General features: G+C 61.0%; 19 protein-coding genes. 14 read left to right on the top strand and 5 right to left on the bottom strand.

Annotation, left to right across the window (positions count from 1 at the left end):
• Positions 1-29: 29 nt before the first annotated feature.
• Positions 30-2,006: an acetate--CoA ligase gene (gene acs, locus ACWICV_RS06770; protein WP_454090591.1), complete on the bottom strand. Its 1,977-nt coding sequence runs from the start codon at positions 2,004-2,006 to the stop codon at positions 30-32.
• Positions 2,007-2,209: 203 nt separating this feature from the next.
• Between acs and nth the strand changes: the two genes are divergently transcribed.
• Entirely contained in the window at positions 2,210-3,004 is a 795-nt protein-coding gene (nth, locus tag ACWICV_RS06765) for an endonuclease III (protein ID WP_454090592.1), read from the top strand.
• Complete coding sequence (locus ACWICV_RS06760) at positions 3,001-3,678, top strand: NUDIX hydrolase (protein ID WP_332728228.1); 678 nt, start codon at positions 3,001-3,003, stop codon at positions 3,676-3,678. The genes nth and ACWICV_RS06760 overlap by 4 nt, the downstream gene beginning before the upstream one ends.
• A 6-nt stretch (positions 3,679-3,684) precedes the next feature.
• Here the strand turns inward: ACWICV_RS06760 and ACWICV_RS06755 are convergent, their stop codons facing one another.
• On the bottom strand, positions 3,685-5,334 hold the full coding sequence (locus ACWICV_RS06755; protein ID WP_454090593.1) for a bifunctional 3'-5' exonuclease/DNA polymerase: 1,650 nt from the start codon (positions 5,332-5,334) through the stop codon (positions 3,685-3,687).
• Between the two features lie 87 nt (positions 5,335-5,421).
• On the opposite strand from ACWICV_RS06755, the gene ACWICV_RS06750 reads away from it, so the two are divergent.
• The 7 genes from ACWICV_RS06750 (at position 5,422) to ACWICV_RS06720 (ending at position 10,041) form a co-directional block, all read left to right on the top strand.
• Positions 5,422-6,546, top strand: coding sequence for a hypothetical protein (locus tag ACWICV_RS06750; RefSeq protein ID WP_365945054.1), 1,125 nt, complete (start codon positions 5,422-5,424; stop codon positions 6,544-6,546).
• Positions 6,543-7,784: a TadA family conjugal transfer-associated ATPase gene (locus ACWICV_RS06745; RefSeq protein WP_332730737.1), complete on the top strand. Its 1,242-nt coding sequence runs from the start codon at positions 6,543-6,545 to the stop codon at positions 7,782-7,784. Before ACWICV_RS06750 ends, ACWICV_RS06745 begins: the two co-directional genes overlap by 4 nt.
• A 3-nt stretch (positions 7,785-7,787) precedes the next feature.
• The gene (locus ACWICV_RS06740; RefSeq protein WP_365945053.1) at positions 7,788-8,468 is read left to right on the top strand and encodes a type II secretion system F family protein; all 681 of its coding nucleotides are present in this window, start codon (positions 7,788-7,790) and stop codon (positions 8,466-8,468) included.
• On the top strand, positions 8,465-9,001 hold the full coding sequence (locus tag ACWICV_RS06735; RefSeq protein WP_332503650.1) for a type II secretion system F family protein: 537 nt from the start codon (positions 8,465-8,467) through the stop codon (positions 8,999-9,001). Before ACWICV_RS06740 ends, ACWICV_RS06735 begins: the two co-directional genes overlap by 4 nt.
• Positions 9,002-9,127: 126 nt before the next feature.
• Positions 9,128-9,310 (top strand): DUF4244 domain-containing protein, encoded by a 183-nt coding sequence (locus ACWICV_RS06730; RefSeq protein WP_105656970.1) that lies wholly within the window; start codon positions 9,128-9,130, stop codon positions 9,308-9,310.
• A 3-nt stretch (positions 9,311-9,313) separates the two neighbouring features.
• Entirely contained in the window at positions 9,314-9,649 is a 336-nt protein-coding gene (locus ACWICV_RS06725) for a TadE family type IV pilus minor pilin (protein WP_105656969.1), read from the top strand.
• Positions 9,646-10,041: an Rv3654c family TadE-like protein gene (locus ACWICV_RS06720; RefSeq protein WP_332727160.1), complete on the top strand. Its 396-nt coding sequence runs from the start codon at positions 9,646-9,648 to the stop codon at positions 10,039-10,041. Before ACWICV_RS06725 ends, ACWICV_RS06720 begins: the two co-directional genes overlap by 4 nt.
• A gap of 15 nt (positions 10,042-10,056) precedes the next feature.
• On the opposite strand, the gene ACWICV_RS06715 is transcribed toward ACWICV_RS06720, so the two are convergent.
• A complete protein-coding gene (locus ACWICV_RS06715; RefSeq protein ID WP_402473368.1) occupies positions 10,057-12,387 on the bottom strand; it encodes a DEAD/DEAH box helicase in 2,331 nt (776 codons plus the stop codon).
• 98 nt (positions 12,388-12,485) lie between these two features.
• The gene (locus ACWICV_RS06710; RefSeq protein WP_454090594.1) at positions 12,486-13,142 is read right to left on the bottom strand and encodes a GNAT family N-acetyltransferase; all 657 of its coding nucleotides are present in this window, start codon (positions 13,140-13,142) and stop codon (positions 12,486-12,488) included.
• Between the two features lie 165 nt (positions 13,143-13,307).
• Between ACWICV_RS06710 and trhO the strand changes: the two genes are divergently transcribed.
• Complete coding sequence (gene trhO, locus ACWICV_RS06705) at positions 13,308-14,207, top strand: oxygen-dependent tRNA uridine(34) hydroxylase TrhO (protein ID WP_105656965.1); 900 nt, start codon at positions 13,308-13,310, stop codon at positions 14,205-14,207.
• A 54-nt stretch (positions 14,208-14,261) separates the two neighbouring features.
• Here the strand turns inward: trhO and ACWICV_RS06700 are convergent, their stop codons facing one another.
• Positions 14,262-14,840 carry a GNAT family N-acetyltransferase gene (locus tag ACWICV_RS06700; protein WP_454090595.1) on the bottom strand — a complete coding sequence of 193 codons (579 nt, stop codon included), beginning with the start codon at positions 14,838-14,840 and terminating at the stop codon, positions 14,262-14,264.
• A gap of 73 nt (positions 14,841-14,913) precedes the next feature.
• On the opposite strand from ACWICV_RS06700, the gene ACWICV_RS06695 reads away from it, so the two are divergent.
• From ACWICV_RS06695 to ACWICV_RS06680, 4 genes are all read left to right on the top strand, one after another.
• A complete protein-coding gene (locus tag ACWICV_RS06695; protein WP_454090596.1) occupies positions 14,914-16,503 on the top strand; it encodes a DUF7059 domain-containing protein in 1,590 nt (529 codons plus the stop codon).
• Between the two features lie 23 nt (positions 16,504-16,526).
• Positions 16,527-17,177 carry an ArsR/SmtB family transcription factor gene (locus ACWICV_RS06690; protein WP_105657083.1) on the top strand — a complete coding sequence of 217 codons (651 nt, stop codon included), beginning with the start codon at positions 16,527-16,529 and terminating at the stop codon, positions 17,175-17,177.
• Between the two features lie 149 nt (positions 17,178-17,326).
• A complete protein-coding gene (gene topA, locus ACWICV_RS06685; RefSeq protein WP_454090597.1) occupies positions 17,327-20,116 on the top strand; it encodes a type I DNA topoisomerase in 2,790 nt (929 codons plus the stop codon).
• Positions 20,117-20,148: 32 nt separating this feature from the next.
• Complete coding sequence (locus ACWICV_RS06680) at positions 20,149-21,168, top strand: Ppx/GppA phosphatase family protein (protein ID WP_105656961.1); 1,020 nt, start codon at positions 20,149-20,151, stop codon at positions 21,166-21,168.
• Positions 21,169-21,178: the final 10 nt, after the last annotated feature.

The raw sequence follows: 21,178 nt of genomic DNA, 5'->3' as shown, positions 1-21,178 counted from the left end.
GCGGCTTGCTGCACTGGGGCGTGCTGAGGCTATTTGCCCATGGACTGCGCGATCTGGCTCATCACCGTTGAATCGGACAGCGTGGTGGCATCGCCGACCTCGCGGCCCTCGGCCACGTCCTTGAGCAGGCGGCGCATGATCTTGCCCGAGCGGGTCTTAGGCAGTTCCGGAACCACCAGCACATGCTTCGGCTTGGCGATCGGGCCGATGTCCTTGCCCACGTGGTTGCGCAGGGTCGCCACCACATCCTCGCCTTCCGCCGGCTCGGTTTGCAGGATCACGAAGGCCACCACGGCCTCGCCGGTGGTCTCGTCCTTCGCTCCCACCACGGCGGCCTCTGCCACGTACGGGTGGGCGACCAGCGAGGACTCGATCTCGGTGGTGGACAGGCGGTGCCCGGAGACGTTCATCACGTCATCCACGCGGCCCAGCAGCCAGATATCGCCATCGGCGTCCTTCTTCGCGCCGTCGCCAGCGAAGTACATGTTCTCGAACCGCGACCAGTAGGTGTCCTTGTAGCGTTCCATGTCGCCCCAGATGCCGCGCAGCATCGCTGGCCACGGCTCGCGGATGACCAGGAAGCCGCCCTCGCCGTCGGCCACGGATTCGCCGGCTTCATCCACCACGTCAATGGCGATGCCCGGCACGGCCACCTGGGCCGAACCCGGCTTGGTTGCGGTGACGCCCGGCAGCGGAGCGATCATGTGCGCGCCGGTTTCGGTCTGCCACCAGGTGTCCACGATCGGGGCCGGGTGTTCCTTGCGTTCGCCGTTCTTGCCGTTGTTGGTGCCGATGGCATCGCGGTACCACATCCATGCTTCCGGGTTGATCGGTTCGCCCACCGAACCCAGCACACGCAGGGAAGACAGGTCGTAGCTATCCGGGATCTCGCGGCCCCACTTCATGAAGGTGCGGATTGCTGTGGGCGCGGTGTACAGGATGGTGACGCCGTACTTTTCCACCAGTTCCCACCAGCGGCCCTGGTGCGGGGTATCCGGGGTGCCCTCGTAGATCACCTGGGTGGCGCCGTTGACCAGCGGCGCGTAGGTGACGTAGGAATGGCCTGTCACCCAGCCGATGTCCGCGGTGCACCAGTACACGTCGGTTTCCGGGTGCAAATCGAAGGTGTCGCGGTGGGTCACGGCGCCCTGGGCCAAGAAGCCGCCGGTGGTGTGCACAATGCCCTTGGGCTTGCCAGTGGTGCCCGAGGTGTACAGCACGAACAACGGGTGCTCGGAGTCGTGGGCTACCGCAGTGTGCTCGGTGGCGGCGGTGCCGACGACGTCATCCCACCACTTGTCCAGTGCGCCGAATTCGGTGGGCTCGCCGTTGCGCTTGACTACCAGCACGTTTTCCACGGTGTGGCCCGGTGCTTCCAGCGCCGCATCCACTGCCGGCTTCAGCGAGGACGGCTTGCCGCGGCGCCAGGTGCCATCGGCGGTGACCACGAGCTTGGCGTCCGCATCATCGATGCGGCTGCGCAGCGCGTCGGCGGAGAAGCCGCCGAAGACCACCGAGTGGATGGCGCCGATGCGGGCGCAGGCCAGCATGGTGATGACGGCTTCCGGGATCATTGGCAGGTAGACGGCCACGCGGTCGCCCTTGGCCACGCCCAGGGATTCGAAAGCGTTGGCGGCCTTCTTGACCTCTTCGGTCAGCTGCGCGTAGGTGTAGGTGCGGGTATCGCCCGGCTCGCCTTCGAAGTAGATGGCGACGCGGTGGCCCAGTCCGTTTTCCACATGGCGGTCCAGCGCGTTGTAGGCCGCGTTGAGCTTGCCGCCGACGAACCACTTGGCCACCGGTGCCTGCGACCAGTCCAGGGTTTCAGTGAAATCGGTGTCCCAGGTCAGTACCTGGCGTGCCTGGTCCGCCCAATAGCCCAAGCGGTCTGCCTTGGCTGCGTCGTAGCGGGCCTGCGTTGCGATGGCCTGATCGCTGAAGTCCTTGCTCGGGGCAAAGGAACGGGTTTCGGTCGACAGGTTATCCAAGGTTTTCGAATCACTCACTGTGTTCGCGTCCTTCCGCGTAGTCACAAATATTTCCCTGTGATCAAAGTTACATCCTCCAGCAGGGCCGGTGTGCTTTGTGTCACCGGGAAAGGGGAAATGGGGTAATTTGTGCGCCGAGCGGTTAGCTGCACGCGATGAACAGCACGCCAAGATGGTGTCCAAGGGTGAAAACTTCACGCCCTCATGACACGATCTAAAGCGTGGCGAAGAAATTGGACAATGAAACCGAGCTGGGGCTGAAGCGCCGGGCACGCAAGATCAACCGGGAACTGGCGAAGGCCTACCCCTACGCGGTGCCCGAACTGGACTTCGAGAACCCCTTCGAACTGCTGGTAGCCACCGTGCTCTCCGCGCAGACCACCGACGTGCGGGTCAATGCCATCACTCCAGCGCTCTTCGCCCGTTTCCCGGACGCCCACGCAATGAGCCAAGCCGAACGGGGCGAGCTTGAGCAGCTGATCCGCCCCACCGGTTTCTTCCGCGCCAAGACGGACTCCCTGCTCGGGCTATCCGCCGCCTTGGTTGAACGCTTTAACGGAGAAGTGCCAGCCAAGCTCGAAGAGCTGGTGAAGCTTCCCGGGGTGGGACGCAAAACCGCCAACGTCGTGCTGGGAAATGCCTTCGGTGTTCCCGGAATCACCGTGGACACCCACTTCGGGCGCCTGGCCAACCGCTTTGGGTGGACCGATGAAACCGATCCGGTCAAGGTCGAGCACGCGGTGGGGGAACTGTTCGAAAAACGCGACTGGACGATGCTCAGCCACCGCGTGGTATTCCATGGCCGCCGCGTCTGCCACTCGCGCAAACCTGCCTGCGGGGCCTGCGCCATTGCCAAGCTTTGCCCCTCGTTCGGCATCGGCGAGGAAATACCTGCCAAGGCCACAGCGTTGCTCAAGTATGAGCTCGCACCAGGACGGGAAGAATTGCTGGCGAAAATGATCGCCGGCGCAACCCGCCGCGAGCTGAGGGCTGAAGGATACGGATTGGACGCATGAGCGCGCGCTTGGAATTGGAAAAAGTAATTGCCCGCCACACGGCACAGGTCGGGGCAACGCAGAAACTGCCCAGCGAATGGGTGATGAGCGATATTGAGCTCGGTGCTGCACGCCGTGCCGCGGTACTGATCCTGTTCGGTGCTGCCGGCGAAGCGGCCTTGGAGCCGAACTCCCGGGCCGGCGATCTGGACGTGCTGTTCGTGGAGCGCGCCGCGACCCTGCGCAAGCACGCGGGCCAGATCGCTTTCCCCGGAGGCGGGATCGACCAGGAGGATTCGAGCGTTGCCGGCGCCGCCTTGCGCGAGGCGTGGGAGGAAACTGGCGTGGACACCTCCGGGATCGAGGTCCTGGGCACCTTGGGGGAAACCGAATTGCCGGTTTCGAACTTCCTGGTCACCCCGGTGATTGGCTGGTGGCATACCGAATCCAGGGTTTATCCGGCTGACCCGGCCGAAAGCGCCGGCGTATTCCGCGCCCCGGTGGCGCACCTGCTGGAGCCGAGGAATCGCCTGACCGGCGTGGTGCAGCGCGGCAATCAGAAGTTCAAGTCCCCGGCCTTCGATTTTGAAGACCGGATCATCTGGGGCTTCACCGCGATCGTGCTGGACAGGCTGTTCAACGAGCTGGGTTGGACCCAGCCGTGGAACAACCGCCGCGAACTGCGCATGGCCTGAAGCCGGCTACTTCGCATCCGCGTAGTTCCCGGAGATCGCAACACTGACCGGGAAGCGCGGGGAGGCCTGGCCGAACAGGGAACGCCCGGCGAGCATGGCCGCATGCCGGATGAGCTCCTGCAGTTGCCCAGCCAATTCGGTGGGGCATTCAAAGACAATTTCGTCATGGACAAAGAACACCTGGCGGCAGGTCCGGCTCCACCCGGCCTGATGGATCAGGTGCCGTGCGTGGCCCATCCACACCAAAGCCCACTCCGCGGCGGTCGCCTGTACGACAAAGTTCCTGGTGAACCGGCCGCGGGCTCTCGCCGCGCCGTCAGCAGCCCGCTGCGATGCTTCATCGTTGGTAGCTTTCTGCGCCTGCAGCCACTGCTCATCGGCTGGAGGGCAGCCGCGGCCGAGGAAACTGCGCACGCCTTCACCTTGCTCGCCGGCAAGAGCTGCCTGTTCGACAAAACGCATGGCGGTGGGAAAACTGCGGGTCAGGGCCGCACCCACTGCACCTGAAGCACCGCCGCCACCGCCGTAGATGACCGAGAGCATGCCCAGCTTGGCATCATCTCGGGAAGCCACGAGCTGGGCATCGAGCAGCCACTGGTACAGGTCATCTTGCTGGCCTGCTTTTTGCAATTGCTGGTCATTGGAAATAGCTGCCAGGATTCGAGGTTCCAGTTGCCTCCCGTCGGCCACCACAAACGTCGAGCCGGGACGGGTGCGCACGACTTGCCGGATGGAATGCGGCAATTGGAGCGCCCCGCCACCAGAAGCGGCCCAGCGTCCTGAAGTCACCGTTCCCAGCACATAATGCGGATGGAAGCGGCCGCCTTTCACCCATTGATCCAACCACGCATCACCATGGGTGCTGGCAAGGCGCGAGAGTTTCTTGTATTCAAGAACCTCAGAAATCAATGGATGCTTGATCTGCTCCAGTTCCCAGGCCCGCACCGAGCTCACCGCGAAACCGGCCTTATGCAGGGCGCGCAACAGCTCCTGCGGCGAATCCGGGTTGAGCCCGGGACTGCCTAATGCCTTGGCCAATTGCTGGGCCTTGGCCGCTAGTTTTGGCGGCCGTCCATAGTCGGATACGCGTTCGCCCAATTGCTCGCGCAGCAGGGCGCGGTGTCCGGCTTCATCCCACGACAAACCGGCCGCTTCCATCTCGCAGGCAATCAACGCACCTACCGATTCGGCGTGGATCAATAATTCCAGACGCTGACGGGTGCTGGGCTCCTGCGGCAACGCTTTGCGCTGGGCAACGTACATGGCTACGAGCTCGGAAAGGGACTCGCCGTAGGTCGGGGCGGCAAAGAGCGCATCCTGGTTGGCCCTTTCGTGAGCCTGAACTGGTCGTTCAAGATCGAAGTCTTCGAGCTTTTCCGCACTCAGCGGCGAGCGGTGCAAGATGCGTTGGGCCAAAGAGAGAATATAGGCCTTGGCCAGATGAACACCGGCAGAAACAAGCGGCTGCATCCACGGGGTGGTGCGGAGCATGGCCCATCGGGGCGAATGCCGTGCTTCGATTTCGGCAACAAATCCGGCAAAATCATCCCGGGATACCGAGACGACCGGCTGCAGCGAGTTGCCAGAATACTGGTCGCGAAGATCGATCAGGGCATAGCCATCAGGATCGGCAGCAAGGAAAGCGATGGCACTCATGGATCTATTGTGCCGTGCCAGCGGCCGATATCCCCAGTTGGTTGGCGAGCGGCACGCAAATGATCGGGCAGATGCCACGCTCGATGCATGAAATGGCTATCAGAGTCCTCATCGGCTAAACCGCTGAAGAACACCCAACGATTCGTGATGACTGAACTGGATTTCGCGCAGGCGCCTCCGAACAGCACCAGGAGGCCGGCAGCGGCTGACCGCACGGCGGAAGATGAACCGATCTGCACCATCGTGAGCAACGATGCACGGATTATTGAGCGATGCGCAGTGATCGCGGTCGGCGCGGCGGTGAGAATCAACAAATGCACCGACCCGCAGCTGCTGCCCGCCGATGGTTCTGGGCCGGTGCTGTGGGGCAGCGACATGGCAGCACTAGCCGAAAACACGAGCCGGCCGGTGGATGTCCTGGTCGGTCTGGAAGATGGCGAGGCCATCGTGTGGAGCTTGGCCAGCAGAATTCCCAAGGCAAGGGTGGCAGTTTTGCCCTCGGCCAGCCAATGGCTCGGCGAGTACCTGGGTCTATGGGCCATGAGGGCAGGGCATGGACACACACTGGCACTGCATTCCACAGCAGGCGGGCTGGGAACAACGACCCTGGCCCTGTTGCTGGCGCATGCCGGGACATTAAGTGGTCTTCGCAGCGCCATGATTGATCTGGATCCGCATTCCCAGGGCGCTTGGCCGCTGGTTTGCACACAACCGCCAACGGGAATTGGATGGGAAGAATTGCGGCAATCCGGTGGCGCGCTTGCTGCTCATCAACTGGCTGAAACGCTGCCGAAGCTTCGCGATACCGCGATCTTGACCTGGTCCCAGGCAAGCAGAACGCATGAGCTGGAGGACCAGCTGGTGATCCGCCTGCTGGCCGCCGCCCGGCAAGGATTCGATCTGGTCGTAGTGGATGCCGGGCGCGCACCGCATCCGCAACGGCTGGCACTGAACCAATTCATAGACCGGAATATCGCCACTGCCAGTTCGCTGACCGTGCCAGCCACTGGGGAAGTGGTGCTGTGCGGGGAACAGAAACTACGCAGCACCCCTGCGGGTTTTCCTCAGATTCTTGGTGCCTTCCCCGATTTTCCCCGGATCGGCAAAGCGATCGAGCGCGGCCAATTATTCGACAGTTTCAAATCCCGGGCATTGCGCCAACACCTGTCCAACCTCTGCCTGATACCGCAAATGAAGGAGCAGCACCCATGAGCCCGGGACGGCATAGCCACAACGCCAACCCATCAACGGGCGGGCCTGTGCTGGATGCCAAAATCCTTGAATCCGTGCGTGAACGCGCATTGCTCACCGGCGGGCAGCTTGATGCGATTGCCTTGGCAGGAGCCGTTCACGACTCCGGCGCGGCTCTGGGTTCCCAAGGTGCCGCACAATCGCTGGAATCGCTGCAGAACGAAGTGGCAGGATTATCAATCCTCGAGCCTTTCGCACAGCGGCCCGAGGTGACCGATGTCCTGGTCGACGGGCAAGGGATGGTCTGGACGGATTCTCCGGCCGGCCTGCAGCCCACCGAATTCCGGTTTTCTTCCCCAGAGCAGGTTCGGACCCTGGCCGTCCATCTTGCAACCCTTGCGGGCCGACGGCTCGATTCAGCTAGCCCGTTCATGGACATGAGCTTGAAGAATTACCGCGTCCACGCTGTACTGCCTCCAATTGCCACAGCCGGACCGCTGATCTCGATTCGCGTCAAGCGCAGTGCCCAGCTCGAACTGGGCACCGTCCTGGAAGGATCGAACGGGTTCTGGCTACCGCTGCTTCAAGCCATCGTGGAACGCCAGATGAACTTCCTGATTACCGGAGGAACAGGCAGCGGCAAAACTACCCTCCTGCAAGCCATGCTTGCCGAAGCCAATCCGCGGCACCGTCTGGTCATCGTGGAAGACTCGCAAGAACTGCATGTACCGCACCCGCATGTTGTGTCCTTGCAAACCCGGTCGGCCAACGTCGAATCTGCCGGCCAGGTGCAGCTGAAGGATTTGGTTGTCCAAGCCCTGCGCATGCGCCCTGACCGCCTGGTCGTTGGCGAATGCCGTGGGGAGGAAATACGCGATTTTCTGGCAGCCATGAACACGGGGCATCAGGGAGCCGCAGGCACCATGCACGCCAACAACCCGCAGTCAGTTCCGGCCCGCTTGGCGGCGCTGGGTGCGCTCGCCGGATGGAGCGTGCAGGCGACTTCGTTGCAGGCCTCCAGCGCCTTGGATCTTGTCATTCACATGAACAGGGGGAGCCAAGGGCAGCGCGGACCGGTGGCCCTTGGATGCCTGGACACCGGTAGCGATGGCCAGATGCACATGCGGCGCCTGATAGACCTGGACGCCGCCGAACCGCTGGCCGACTACGGGCACAGCTTCCTGGCGAACAGATTTGGCCCATCGCTCACGCGCACCATTGCCAAGGCGCTAGGCGATGAGCATGCCAAGGAGCAATGACCAATGCTGATCCTCATCTTTGGCGCGCTGGCCTTGTGGCTGTGGATCCCCGCGCACCCGGCAAGCAAAATCAAAGCGGGTTCCCTGCGCAGGCTCCGGGATCGCCGGGCGGAACGCCACACGGACGATGACCAGGTACTGAGCACCGATGCCCGCATCATTCGTGAACTCTCGGCGCTGCTCCGAAGCGGATTGGATTTCCATCCCGCAGTTGATGCGTTGCTGGAGGCCGAGGACGACAGTGGGAACATCATCCGAGCGCTCAAGGACCTCCAAGCAACGCATCGGCTAAGCAACAGCGCTCCCGGACCCGGTCTTCCGGCGGAGCAGGGACAAGGTCCAGCGGTGCGACGACTGCACTGGTGCCTGGAACTCTCCGAACGCAGCGGTGCCAGCCTTGCCGATGTGCTGGAACGGCTAGCCGAAGACCTCGAATGCGCCCTAGCAGCCCAGCAAGCATTCGAAGCGGCCATGGCAGGCCCGAAAGCAACCACTAAGTTGCTGACATGGCTTCCACTAGTCGGGTTTGGATTCGGTCTGCTTGTGGGCATTGATGTTCTGGGCACAATAGGCCGATCATGGGCGGCGCAACTCAGCGTGCTCATTGGAGCATTGCTGTGGATCGCCAACCGGATCTGGTGCCGGCGGCTCATGCAGGCAACCACTAGCCAGGCACTGTCATGATCGTTCTGATTCTGCTTCTAGGGGCGCTTTCCATCGCTTTGGCATTAGGACGGCCCAACTCGAAAAGTCGAGAAGGCAAGGCGCCGCAGTGCCTTGGGAAAAGACGGCAGGAAGATGAAAAACCTGTCGAGCTGATCCTGGATCTGAGCGCCAGCCTGTTGGACTCGGGGATGCCCATCACCGAGATCCTCGATCTGCTCGGTCACAGCATTGAACAGTGCGCGGTGCTGCGCAGCGTAGCGCGCTGCTTGGAAATGAACATGGCGTGGGACAAAGCCTGGGAAGCCGTTCCGCCCTGGCTCGACCCGCTGCGGAGAGCACTGCACTTTGCCCACATGACCGGAGCGCCGGCAGCCAATCTGCTACGAAATACCGCGATTCTGCAACGCCGTGAACATGCACAGAAAGTCGCGCGCCTCGGAGCACAATTCGGTACCAGGCTCGTACTGCCTCTAGGGGCCTGCGCACTGCCGGCTTTCATCGCCCTGGGCGTGGTTCCACTGATCATCGCGCTATTCCCCAGCTACCAGTAATCCCCGGCCGAAGGTTATGCCCAGCTCGTAGGAAACCCATGTTGCTGCCCGCGGCGCTCGCCGATGGTAGAAGCACAACATCCACGGTATCGACGCCGGGGATGACAGTCTAGAAAGGACAACACAATGAACCGACGGTTCCGGGAAATCAGGGATCTGCTGCGAGAAGAGCAGGGATCCACCACCGCCGAATTTGCTATGGTCACGCTGGCTGCCGTGGCTTTTGCCGGCTTGCTGATCAGCATCCTGTCGAGCGGCGACGTACGTGGCATGCTGATGGGCCTGATTACTAAAGCGCTGTCGCTGTAGGCCATGAGCTTCAGCGACGAATCGGGTAGCAGCACCGCCGAATTTGCGGTGCTGCTACCCGCGGTTGCCATGATGCTGTCCTTGGGTTTGTGCTTGGGTGTCGTCGGGATCCAGCAGATCCAAGTTCAGCAGGCAGCCGGGGCCATGGCCAGGGAATTGGCCCGCGGCGAGGACGATGCAACCGCTCGCGCCAGTGGCGTGAGGCTGGCAGGAAGCCAAGCCCGTTTCTCGCTCTCAACAGCCAACGGCTACTGGCAGGTTCACGTCAGCAAATCGGTGAGCCTTCCAATCGTTGGCAGCCTTCAAATCCATGGACAAGCCAGCGTGGCCGTCGAATGAAAAAGCGGCGGAGCCTTCGAAGCGAACAGGGTAGCGGAACGGTCATGGCAACAGCGCTCGTGGTTGTTGCACTGCTAATTGCCGGTGCCGTTTTAGCATGGGTTGCAGCAACCCGAGCCGCGATGCAGGCTGCCAGCGCCGCCGATCTGTCGGCGCTGGCTGCTGCGGATACGGCCCGCGGGTTGCGCCCCGGGGACCCCTGCACAGTTGCGGCGTTGTTGGCCGAATCCAACGGTGCACTGCTGGCAGCATGCACGGTGGAACCCGACGGCCAGTCGGTGCGCGTTACGACTAACGTTCCTGTCGGATTCCGTGCCATGGGCATAGAACTGTATCTGGCCGAAGCCCAGGCACGGGCGGGTGCACCGCCACTGGATGCACCGGGGCGGTGAGCATGGCGGAAGCGGTTAGCGGTGGTGCGCTGGCTCCACGTCGTCAAGCACGGCCGTCAACAGCAAGATCGCTCCAGCCTTGTCCAATGGATTATTGCGGTTACCGCACTTGGGGGACTGCACGCAGCTTGGGCAGCCGTGCTGGCATTCGCAGGCCTCGATGGCATCCCGGGTGGCCCGGATCCAATCGGTGAAGCGCTCGAAACCACGCTCGGCGAATCCAGCACCGCCAGGCTGCGCGTCATAGACGAAAATTGTCGGATGGCCGGTATCCATGTGCAGCGCAGTGGATACTCCGCCGATATCCCAACGGTCGCTGGTAGCAACCAGCGGCAGCAACCCGATCATGGCATGCTCGGCAGCATGCAAGGCTCCGGGGAACTGATCTACCTCCAAACCAGCTCGAAGCAATCGCTGCTCGGTCAGGGTGAACCAAATGGACTTGGTATTCAGATCCCGGGCTTCAAGCTCCAACGGTTCTTCGGACAGCACTTCATTAGAAGCCACCGACTTCCGCTGGAAAGACACGACCTGGGTGGTCACAGTGACTTCACCGAAATGAATCGTCAGTTCTCGGTGGTTACGGCTGCGTTCCTCGGAATCAATGGCAACCGTGGTGAGATCACGCGCCGTGGTGTAGTAATCAGGATTCACCCGAGTCACGATCACCACGTGGTTCTGCTCATCAAGTTCTTCCACATGGTAGCTGGCACCCTGATGGACGTAGATGGCCCCGGGATGCGCCTGATAATGCGTTTGCGGGGAATCCATCGTGCCTAGCAGAGCGCCGGTTTCCGCATCGATGATGTCCACTGGTCCACCGCCATCGGCCCGAATGGAGAACATCCCTGCCGCATGTTGCGGATGCGTCCAGAACCATCCAGCCGGGCGCCGGCGCAAGTAGCCGCGTTGCACCAGCGAATCCAGAAGCTGTTCGGTCTGCGGACCGAAAATTTCCAACTCCTCCGGGCGCAGGGGAGATTCTTGCGCGGCGGCGCAGAGGTGGCCGCTAAGCACATACTTATTCTGCGGATCAAAGACTGTCGCTTCGACACCCAAATCGAAGATGGCTTCGGGATGATGTGCCAGGTAGGTGTCCAACGGATCTTCAGCTGCGACAAAGATCGCCAGCGCATCCTGGCCCGAACGTCCGGCACGGCCGATTTGCTGGAAGAACGATGCGCGGGTGCCTGGCCACCCAGCCACCACTACCGCGTCCAGCCCCGCAATATCGATGCCCAGTTCCAGCGCCGAAGTTGAGGTGACACCCAGCAGCTCGCCACTGCGCAATTGCTTTTCCACCTCACGGCGTTCATTAGGCAAGTAGCCCGAGCGGTACGCTGCAAGCCGGACGGATAGATCCGGTGCAAATTTTTCCAGATGCTTGCGGGTGAGCGTTGCGATTGTTTCAGCACCGCGGCGGGACTTGATGAAGACAATGGTTCGAATATGATCAGCCATCAGATCGGTGAGGATCGAAGCGCTCTCGGCGATGGCGGTACGCCGTACCGGTGCACCATTTTCACCGCGGTGATCACTCATCGGAGGTTCCCACAAGGCCATCACCAGTTCACCGCTGGCGGAGAAATCGTTGGCCACCGCTTGAGCTGGCGCCCCAATGAGACGCCCGAAGGATGCTTCGGGGTCTGAGCTCGTCGCGGACGCACCGATGAAGACCGGGCAGCTGCCGTAATAGGCGCAAATGCGACGCAACCGGCGCATCAGGTTGGCTACGTGTGCGCCAAAGACCCCACGGTAGGAATGGGCCTCGTCGATAATGATGTAGCGAAGGCGCTTGAAGAATCTGGACCAGGCCGGATGGTTGGGCAGGATGCCGCGGTGCAGCATATCTGGGTTGGTGAAGACGAAGTTGGCGTGCTGGCGTACCCAAGCACGGGTGGCCTGGTCGGTATCGCCATCGTAGGGAGCGGCTCGGACCCCGGGAACGCCTAGGGACTCCACAGCGGAAAGCTGGTCAGCTGCCAGTGCTTTGGTTGGGCAGATATAAAGCACCGATGCACCGGCATCAGCATCGTTGAATCCGCTGTCCTTCGCCTGGTACAACTGTTCCAGACTTGGCATCAGGTAGGCCATGGACTTGCCTGAGGCGGTACCGGTGGAAACTATGGTGTGGTGGCCCTCGTGGATGAGGTTGGCTGCTTGGGCCTGGTGCAGCCAAGGCTGCTGGATGCCCAGTCCCTGGAATATCCCAACTAGTTCAGCGCTGAGCCACGCTGGCCATTGGCTGGTGATCTCGTCTTTGGCAGCCCTGGTGCGGCGGTGCACCACAGCATCGGGATCATTGGTCCGGTCATAGGGATCTAAGAGAGAACGCACTGACTTCACGAGGACGCCTTCCGGACCGAGAACTGCTGGAGTTAAAGACTATCGCCGTGCTTGACGCGGAAGCGTCAAGCACGGCGATAAGAGTAATCTTGGAGGCCCTAGGCCTTGAACATGACAACCTTGCCCAGCGAAGTCCAGCCCAGCGAAGCGTAAAGCTGCTGGCCATCGACCGAAGCGATCAACAGGCCTTCATCAACATCGTGTTCTTGAGCCAGCGAAGCCAGCGCACGCATGATCAGGGTACCTAGGCCCTTGCGGCGGAAATCGGCGCCGGTGATGATGCGGTCGAAGATTGCGTATCCGCCAACTGCTGAGACATGGCCGGATGCCGCAACGACTTCCTGGTTGTCCTCGGGATGCAGCGACACGTAGGCATGAGTGCCATCGCGTTCAATCTGGAAGACGAAGCCGTCTGCAGGCAGTGGGACCTCGACGTCGTGCACGGCTAGTTCGGTGACCATCAGTGCTTCGTCATCGGCAGTGACCTGCAGGCCTACTTCAGCCGCAATGGCAACCAGATTCTCGGCGGAGTCGTCGAAAGCCGTCAGCCGACGGTTCGGGTGCTTCGTCAGGGTCTCGGCTACTGCTGCGAGTTCCTCTTTGGAGGGAGCATAGATGACGTATTCCCAGTCTTCAGTGGTGTCGTGGCGCAGCGCAGCGTGGACCCGTCCTTCGTTGCGGGTTTCATAACCACGAGCCCCAGCCCAGCCTGCTACCCAGGTGCCAATCAGTTCATCGCTTGCGTTTGATGCCATAATTTGACCCTACCTTGTCTTTCCTAGGAATTAGCTGACATTGAACTAATCGTTGCCTACTTGGAACTATTGCACTGGCCGAGAGCCCGATATTTTCGGGAAAGATCAATGTGACATTGCTCTTTTCCTCGGCGTTTCGCGGCCAAAAGCTACTAACATTGTAGGGTGGCCATTCATCGTATTGTTCTGTATTACGCTTTTACTCCGCTCCCAGACCCGGAGGCAATCCGCCTTTGGCAGCGCTCGCTGCTGGAGCGCTGGGGCTTGCGCGGACGCATCATCATCTCCAAAGACGGCATCAACGGCACCGTTGGTGGCGAGATCTCCGCAGTCAAGGCCTACGTCAAGGCCACGCGAGAACTGCCAGCTTTCAAGAAGATGGATATCAAGTGGTCGGAAGGTTCGGCAGAAGACTTCCCGCGTATCTCCGTCAAGGTTCGCGACGAGATCGTGACCTTCGGCGCTCCTGGCGAACTGGAAGTTGACGAGAACGGTGTTGTCGGCGGTGGCACCCACTTGCGCCCCGAAGAACTTCACGAGCTGGTTGACAACAAGAAGAAGACCGGCGAGAAGGTCCATTTCTTCGATGGCCGCAACGCATTCGAAGCGCAGATCGGCAAGTTCAAGGACGCGATTGTCCCCGAAGTGGACACCACCCGCGATTTCGTTGCCGAGCTGGATTCGGGCAAGTACGACCACCTGAAGGACCAGCCGGTGGTCACCTACTGCACCGGCGGCATTCGCTGCGAAGTGCTTTCGGCTTTGATGGTCAAACGCGGATTCCAAGAGGTGTACCAGATGCAGGGCGGCATCGTCCGCTATGGCGAGAAGTACGGGGATGAAGGCCTATGGGAAGGCTCTCTCTACGTTTTCGATAAGCGCATGCATACCGAATTCTCCGAAGACGCTGTCACCATCGGTGAATGCGTGGGCTGCCAAGGTCCAACCAACAAGTTCGAGAACTGTTCGGACCCGGCCTGCCGCAACCTGCGCCTGTTCTGCGAGGACTGCGCAAAGGACGAAGCACTGCGCCGCTGCCCAGACTGCAGCACCGTAGACGCCTAACTTCAGCTTTCACCAACCGCGGCCTGGACTTTCCATAAGTCCAGGCCGCGTTTTCTATGCGGTCACTTTCGGCCACATTCCGCGCGACGCATCCTTGACGTCGACCTGTTCCACCTCGGTCCGGTAGATTCTCAGCCCTCGCGCCTGGTAGTTCGGTAGCGCCGCCGGTCCGTCCAGTGAGCAGGTATGCAGCCATACCCGGCTGACCTCAGGCAGCTGCGGCCATCGTGAACCCAGGGCCCAGGCCTGTTGCAGTGCTTCGCTGAGCAGCACCCCGCCAAGGCCGCGGCCGGTAGCTTCGGGAAATAAGCCGAAGTAGAAGATCTCGACTTCACTGCCGGCGTCCGCGACTTCCGTGACGAGCTCCACGTACCCCTGGGGAGCACCGTGCTGGTAGAGCACCCAGGTTTCTGAGCCCGGGCGTCGAAGCACTTCGTCCCACTGGTCTCGGGTCGAACCCAGGCGGTCAGACCAGTTCAATTCGCTGCCCACGCTCTGATACAGAAACCGCGAAAATTCCGGGGAGATCTCCTTGGCCAGCTCGATCCGGGCGTCCTCGGGCAAGGACTTGGCCGAGCGAATGACATCAGCGGAGTCGAGTTGCTGGAGATAGGTCACCGTTACTTGGGTCATGCCCACATCATAGGTCGCCGTAGTTTGCCTGGCCTAGCTATCACCCGTTGAGTTACTCGGTAGACTTGGAGGTGTGAATGCTGCTGAATTTTCTTCCATTGATGACGCTCCCCAGAGCTACAATCAACTGCTCATCGACTCCCTAGCCAAAGACCTCACTGATGTCGGGTACAACTATGAAAATGTTGCGGGGCTGCTTGGTGAGGAAGCTGCGGCAGCATTTGCCCGCGACCAGCTCCACCCTGCCTTGCGAAACCTGGATCGTAGCAGGCCAGATAGCTCGCTTGCCTGTGTGGTTCGCCTCTTCCAAATGGGCCAGACCCAGGAAGACGCGGCCATCAATGCCGCCTTCCCGACATTGAAGACCGACGGATTGCTCAAGCTGGGCCTGATCGAGTCCTGGGCTACCGGTTACCGGGCCAAGATTGCCCTGGCGCTGCATTCCTCCGATGCTGACGGTGAATTGTGGGTGGCCCACGACCTGGGTGCCCACCAGCGTCCCGGCGTGTTGCGCACCGACCATGTGCTGGGCATTGGACAGGCGTCCCTGACCCTGGCGCAGATCACGATCCGCGAAAAGGTCGAGCGCGCACTGGACTTGGGTACCGGCTGCGGCATCCAGCTGTTCCATCTGCTATCGCACGCGGAGCATGTTACGGCCACAGACCTGTCGGCCCGAGCCCTGGGCTTCACCCGCTTCAACCTGATGCTCAACTACCAGGCCCTGGAGCTGGATCCGGATAACCTCGAATCGCGGGTCACCCTGCTCCAGGGAAGCCTGTTCGATCCGGTGGCTGGATCCACTTTCAACCTGATCGCCAGCAACCCGCCGTTCGTGATTACCCCGCGAAGCAGCAATGAGCGCGCCAAGGACCGGTTCACCTACCGTGATGGCGGAATGGCCGGCGATACGCTGGTGAGCACCTTGATCGAGCAGGCTCCTGGCTTCCTGGCGCCGGGTGGCTGCATGCAAATGCTGTCAAACTGGGAGATTCCTCGCCTAGATGATGAATCCAACCAGCCGTGGGATGCCCGCGTGCGCCAGTGGTTCGGCGACGAGCTGGACGTATGGGTGATCGAGCGCGAGCAAACAACGCCAAGCGGCTACGCCGAGACATGGCTGCGCGACTCTTCCCAGACCGAGGACAGCACTTCATACATCTCCGCCTACAACGCATACCTCGATGACTTCGAGTCCCGCGGCGTGGGTGCCATCGGCTTCGGTCTGGTGTACTTCCGCCGTCCAGCCGCAGGCCATCCGGTACTGCAGCGCTACGAGCAGATCTCGCACCAGGTGGAACAGCCGCTCGCCCCGACCCTGCAGCGGGACATTGCCATGTCCGACCAGCTGGCCGCCGCCAATGAAGGGTTCAAGGATTGGCACCTGCTGGTGGCCGAGGATGTTACTGAGGAGCGCCATCAGCGCCCGGGGGCGGAGCACCCCGGCGTGATCTTGCTGCGGCAGGGGGCAGGGCTGCGCCGTACTGAATTGCTTGATACCGCACAGGCAGGATTTGTTTCCGCCTGCGATGGTGATTTGTCGGTATCGCAACTAGCCAACGCGTTGGATTCCTTGATTGGAGAAGGGCAAGAAGACTTCGCGGACTTGCTTTATGAAGCAGTGAAGCGACTCTTGCGACATGGCCTGCTTCAGAAAATGTGAAACAAGCGCTAAAGTTTTTCCCTATGACACGGAACACAATTGAGGAACAAGGTGGGGCCGCCTCGCGCGATGAGGCGGAAATCCCACAAGTTGTCTCGATCACTGACCCCCAGGCGATTCGAGCGTTGGCCCATGACGCTCGACTGATCGTCTTGGATGAGCTCTTTGCTTCGCAGACCACCCGCACCGCTACAGAACTTGCATCCTTGTGTGCGCTGACACCTAGCGCCATGAGCTATCACCTCCGGGCCCTGGAGAAGTACGGGTACGTGATTCGTGCTGCCAGCGAAGGAGACGCACGCGAGCGGCGGTGGCGAGCGGCTGGTGAACGGCTAGAGCTGAACACGCAGATCGACTCGGCGAACGCCAAAACTGCGTACTTGAACGTGCAATTGAACGCCTTCCGCACCCGGCTCAATGCTGAAGTCCAGCGGCGCGAGGCAGAAGCGAAGACCGGAATCGCTCCGGACCCGGATCGTCCGCCGATGCTGACTAGCGGTTTGGTCTTCCTCTCGGAAGCCAAGCAACGCGAGTTCAACCGCAGAATGCTGGATCTGGTCTACGAATACGAGGCACAGGCAACAGCCGAGGAACGCAGTATTGATTCGCGGCGTATGTTCTACTTAATCTCATTGCTTCCCGAATACCAGAGCATGGGGGAGGCATCATCATAAGTATGCCCGGCTCAGGGAGCGCAGATTCTTCGGTGTAAGATCATCGGGAAATGTGCTTATAGAGTAGGCATGAAGAACGAAGCTGCGATGGCGGATTGATCAGGGCCCGGAAATGGGTATCCAAGGTCCGTGTTGTCTAAAGGAGTGCTGTGCCCCCCAAGGCCAAGGAAAAGACTGGTAAGAAACTCGTAATCGTGGAGTCTCCTGCCAAGGTGAAGTCGATCGCCAAATATTTGGGTGAAGGCTTTGACGTGGATGCCTCCGTGGGCCATATCCGCGACCTTCCGCAGCCCTCAGAACTGCCAACCGAGCTGAAAAAGACCTCAGTAGGCAAGTTCGCTGTCGATCTGGACAACGACTTTGAGCCTTACTACATGGTCTACCCGGACAAGAAGAAGCGCGTTTCCGAACTGAAGGCGAAGCTCAAAGAAGCTGACGAACTTTACCTCGCAACCGATGCGGACCGCGAAGGCGAAGCCATCGCGTGGCACCTGCTGCAGGTCCTGAAGCCAAAGGTTCCGGTACGCCGCCTGGCATTTACCGAAATCACCAAGGAAGGCATCGCCCGCGCACTGGAAAACATGCGCGAGCTCGATACCGACCTCGTCGACGCCCAGGAAACCCGCCGTGTCCTGGACCGCCTCTATGGTTACGAAATTTCACCGGTGCTCTGGCGCAAGGTGGCTCGCGGGCTGTCCGCAGGCCGCGTGCAGTCCGTGGCAACCCGTTTGGTCGTCGAGCGCGAACGCGAACGCATGGCCTTCATCCCCGCCGGATACTGGGATGTGAAGGGCAACTTCGCCACCAGTGAAGGCGAAGGCTTCGCAGCGAAGCTCTCGGCAGTGGACGGCGCCCGTGTCGCCTCCGGCCGTGACTTCGATGACCGCGGCCAGCTGAAGACCACCCGCAATAAGCTGGCCCACCTGGATCAGGAGTCGGCCCAGTCGCTGGTGGCGAACCTGTCGGATACCGGCTTTGCGGTGACCTCCGTCGAGGACAAGCCGTACACCCGTCGTCCGGCCGCCCCTTTCACCACCTCCACGCTGCAGCAGGAAGCATCCCGCAAGCTGCGCTGGAGCTCCAAGATCACCATGCAGATCGCTCAGCGGCTGTATGAAAACGGCTACATCACCTATATGCGTACCGATTCGGTCTTCCTCTCGGGCGAGGCAGTGAACGCCGCGCGCAAGCAGGCAACCGAACTGTATGGCGCGGATTCCGTTCCAGCCAAGCCGCGCGTCTACAAGGCGAAGAACGATGCCGCGCAGGAAGCCCACGAGGCAATCCGCCCGGCCGGTGACATGTTCCGCCGCCCGAAGGACGTGCGTTCCTCCTTGTCCAAGGACGAGTACGCATTGTACGAGCTGATCTGGAAGCGCACCGTCGCCTCGCAGATGGCCGATGCCAAGGGCTTCACCGCCACCATCAAGCTGCAGGGCACCGCCAGCGATCAGCGCGTGGCCGAGTTCTCGGCCTCCGGCACCGTAATCACCTTCCGCGGTTTCCTTTCCGCCTATGAGGAGGGCAAGGACGAACAGGCCCTGGAAGCCGCAACAGAGAATGCCGAAGCCCGCCTGCCGCAGCTGGCTGTGGGCCAGCAGCTGGCCGGCGATGAACTGACCGCTCTGGGCCACGAAACCTCCCCGCCGGCTCGTTACACCGAAGCTTCAATCGTGGCCGAGCTGGAAAAGCGCGAGATCGGCCGCCCGTCGACCTACGCGCCAACCATCTCCACGATCATGGACCGCGGCTATGTCACCAAGCGAGGCGGCGCCCTGGTGCCGAGCTGGATCGCCTTCTCGGTGATCCGCTTGCTCGAAGAGCACTTCGCGAAGTACGTGGACTACGATTTCACCGCCCGCCTGGAAGATGATCTCGATGAGATCGCCAAGGGCCATCGTGCCCGCACCGACTGGCTGAACCTGTTCTACTTCGGCAAGGGCGCGGAGACCGAATCCGAAGGCTTGAAGCATGTGGTCGATAACCTCGGCGACATCGACGCCCGTGCGATCAACTCGATCAAGGTCACCGACGACATCACCTTGCGTGTGGGCAAGTTCGGCCCGTACCTGGAACGTGCCATCCCGGAAGGCGCCGAGGAAGGCACCGAGCCGCAGCGCGCCAACGTGCCTGAGGATCTGGCCCCGGATGAGCTGACTGCCGAAAAGGCAGAGGAGCTCTTTGCCAACTCGCAGGTCTCCGAAATGCACTTGGGCATTGATCCGGAAACCGGTCGCCAGATCGTAGCCAAGGATGGCCGCTACGGCGCCTACGTCACCGAGATCATCCCGGAGCCAACCGAAGAGGAATTGGCGGCCCAGCCGGTCGAGTACTACAAGAATGGCAAGCCGAAGCCGCCGAAGAAGCCAACCAAGGTCAAGCCGCGCACCGCGTCGCTGTTCAAGTCCATGACTGTCGAATCAGTGACCTTGGAAGATGCCCTGAAGCTGATGAGCCTGCCTCGCGTACTGGGTGCTGACGCTGACGGCGAAGAGATCACCGTGCAGAACGGCCGCTTCGGTCCGTACCTGAAGAAGGGCAGCGATTCGCGCTCGATCGAGAGCGAAGAGCAGATCTTCACGATCACCTTGGACGAAGCGCTGGCGATCTACGCGCAGCCGAAGCAGCGTGGCCGTCGTGCCGCGGTACCGCCATTGGCCGAGTTCGGAGTGGACCCGACCAGCGAGAAGAACATCGTGGTCAAGGATGGCCGCTTCGGTCCATACATCACCGACGGCGTCACCAACATCACCGTTCCGCGCACTACCTCCCTGGAGGAACTGACGCGCGAGCAGGCTATCGAGCTGCTGGCAGACAAACGTGCCCGCGGACCGGTGAAGCGCACGGCAAAGAAGGCGCCGGCCAAGACGCCAGCAGCCAAGAAGACCCCGGCGAAGAAGGCTACGGCCAAGAAGACGACCGCGAAAAAGACTGACTAGTCTTTCTTGCCAGGCCTAACGAGGAGCGCACCATGAGACTCGGTGTATTGGATATCGGTTCGAATACCGTTCACCTGTTGCTCGTCGATGCATATCCGGGAGCCCGCCCGGTTCCCTATGCCTCGCACAAGCGACCCTTGTCCTTGGTGCGCTACCTCAATGAGTATGGCGCCATAACTGAAGAGGGCCAGCGCGAGCTGATCTCCTTCATCAAGGAAGCCGCCAAGTTCGCCGAAAACCACCAGGTTGAGGACTTCATGGCTTTCTGCACTTCAGCGATTCGCGAATCCTCCAACGGTGCTGCCGTCCTGGAACGCGTCGAAGTCGAGACAGGCGTGAGCTTGATGGAACTGACCGGCGAAGAAGAAGCCGGCATGACCTTCTACTCCGTACGCCGTTGGTTTGGCTGGTCTTCGGAATCCATCCTGAACCTGGATATGGGCGGAGGCTCGCTGGAGCTGGCCTTGGGCGTTGACGAGTTCCCGCAAACAGCCTTCTCCGTGCCCCTGGGTGCCGGCCGGCTGACCCGCGAATGGCTTCCTAACGACCTGCCGTCCATTAAGGAAGTCAAGGAACTGCGTACGTACGTGCGTGACGTTCTCACGGACCCAACTACCGAGCTGCGCCAGTATGGCAAGCCCACCTTGGCCACCGCTACTTCCAAGACTTTCCGCTCGCTGGCTCGCATCACCGGAGCCGCGCCGAGCACGGAAGGCCCCTATGTTAAGCGCGTGCTCAATCGTGACGCATTGAAATTGTGGACCAACCGATTGACCGCGATGAGCTGGGCTGAACGGGCAGAATTGCCCGGTGTCTCAGAGATTCGCGCCCCGCAACTGCTTGCCGGGGCGATTGTCGCTCACGAAGCGATGAATGCCTTGAAACTGAAATCTGTGCGGATTTGCCCTTGGGCGATTCGTGAAGGCTTGATGCTGCGACGTTTTGATCACGTGATGTTTGACTCTGCGACACCGCTCAGTAGTAGCGTTGGAGTTGGGGAAGTAGCTCTGGATAACGAGAAGTACAAATTTCTCGCCAAACCCAGCAGCTAACCTTCTTGGC

Source organism: Glutamicibacter sp. NPDC055354, from assembly GCF_053644955.1.
Note: the sequence above shows the minus strand (reverse complement) of the source record. Positions and strands in the feature narration are given on the sequence as shown.

Bases quoted from the DNA above. Each gene is read 5' to 3' on its own strand.
- ACWICV_RS06760 (WP_332728228.1), top strand. From the start codon at position 3,001: ATGAGCGCGCGCTTGGAATTGGAAAAAGTAATTGCCCGCCACACGGCA.
- ACWICV_RS06755 (WP_454090593.1), bottom strand. From the start codon at position 5,334: ATGAGTGCCATCGCTTTCCTTGCTGCCGATCCTGATGGCTATGCCCTG.
- ACWICV_RS06750 (WP_365945054.1), top strand. From the start codon at position 5,422: ATGAAATGGCTATCAGAGTCCTCATCGGCTAAACCGCTGAAGAACACC.
- ACWICV_RS06745 (WP_332730737.1), top strand. From the start codon at position 6,543: ATGAGCCCGGGACGGCATAGCCACAACGCCAACCCATCAACGGGCGGG.
- ACWICV_RS06740 (WP_365945053.1), top strand. From the start codon at position 7,788: ATGCTGATCCTCATCTTTGGCGCGCTGGCCTTGTGGCTGTGGATCCCC.
- ACWICV_RS06735 (WP_332503650.1), top strand. From the start codon at position 8,465: ATGATCGTTCTGATTCTGCTTCTAGGGGCGCTTTCCATCGCTTTGGCA.
- ACWICV_RS06730 (WP_105656970.1), top strand. From the start codon at position 9,128: ATGAACCGACGGTTCCGGGAAATCAGGGATCTGCTGCGAGAAGAGCAG.
- ACWICV_RS06725 (WP_105656969.1), top strand. From the start codon at position 9,314: ATGAGCTTCAGCGACGAATCGGGTAGCAGCACCGCCGAATTTGCGGTG.
- ACWICV_RS06720 (WP_332727160.1), top strand. From the start codon at position 9,646: ATGAAAAAGCGGCGGAGCCTTCGAAGCGAACAGGGTAGCGGAACGGTC.
- ACWICV_RS06710 (WP_454090594.1), bottom strand. From the start codon at position 13,142: ATGGCATCAAACGCAAGCGATGAACTGATTGGCACCTGGGTAGCAGGC.
- ACWICV_RS06700 (WP_454090595.1), bottom strand. From the start codon at position 14,840: ATGACCCAAGTAACGGTGACCTATCTCCAGCAACTCGACTCCGCTGAT.
- ACWICV_RS06690 (WP_105657083.1), top strand. From the start codon at position 16,527: ATGACACGGAACACAATTGAGGAACAAGGTGGGGCCGCCTCGCGCGAT.
- ACWICV_RS06680 (WP_105656961.1), top strand. From the start codon at position 20,149: ATGAGACTCGGTGTATTGGATATCGGTTCGAATACCGTTCACCTGTTG.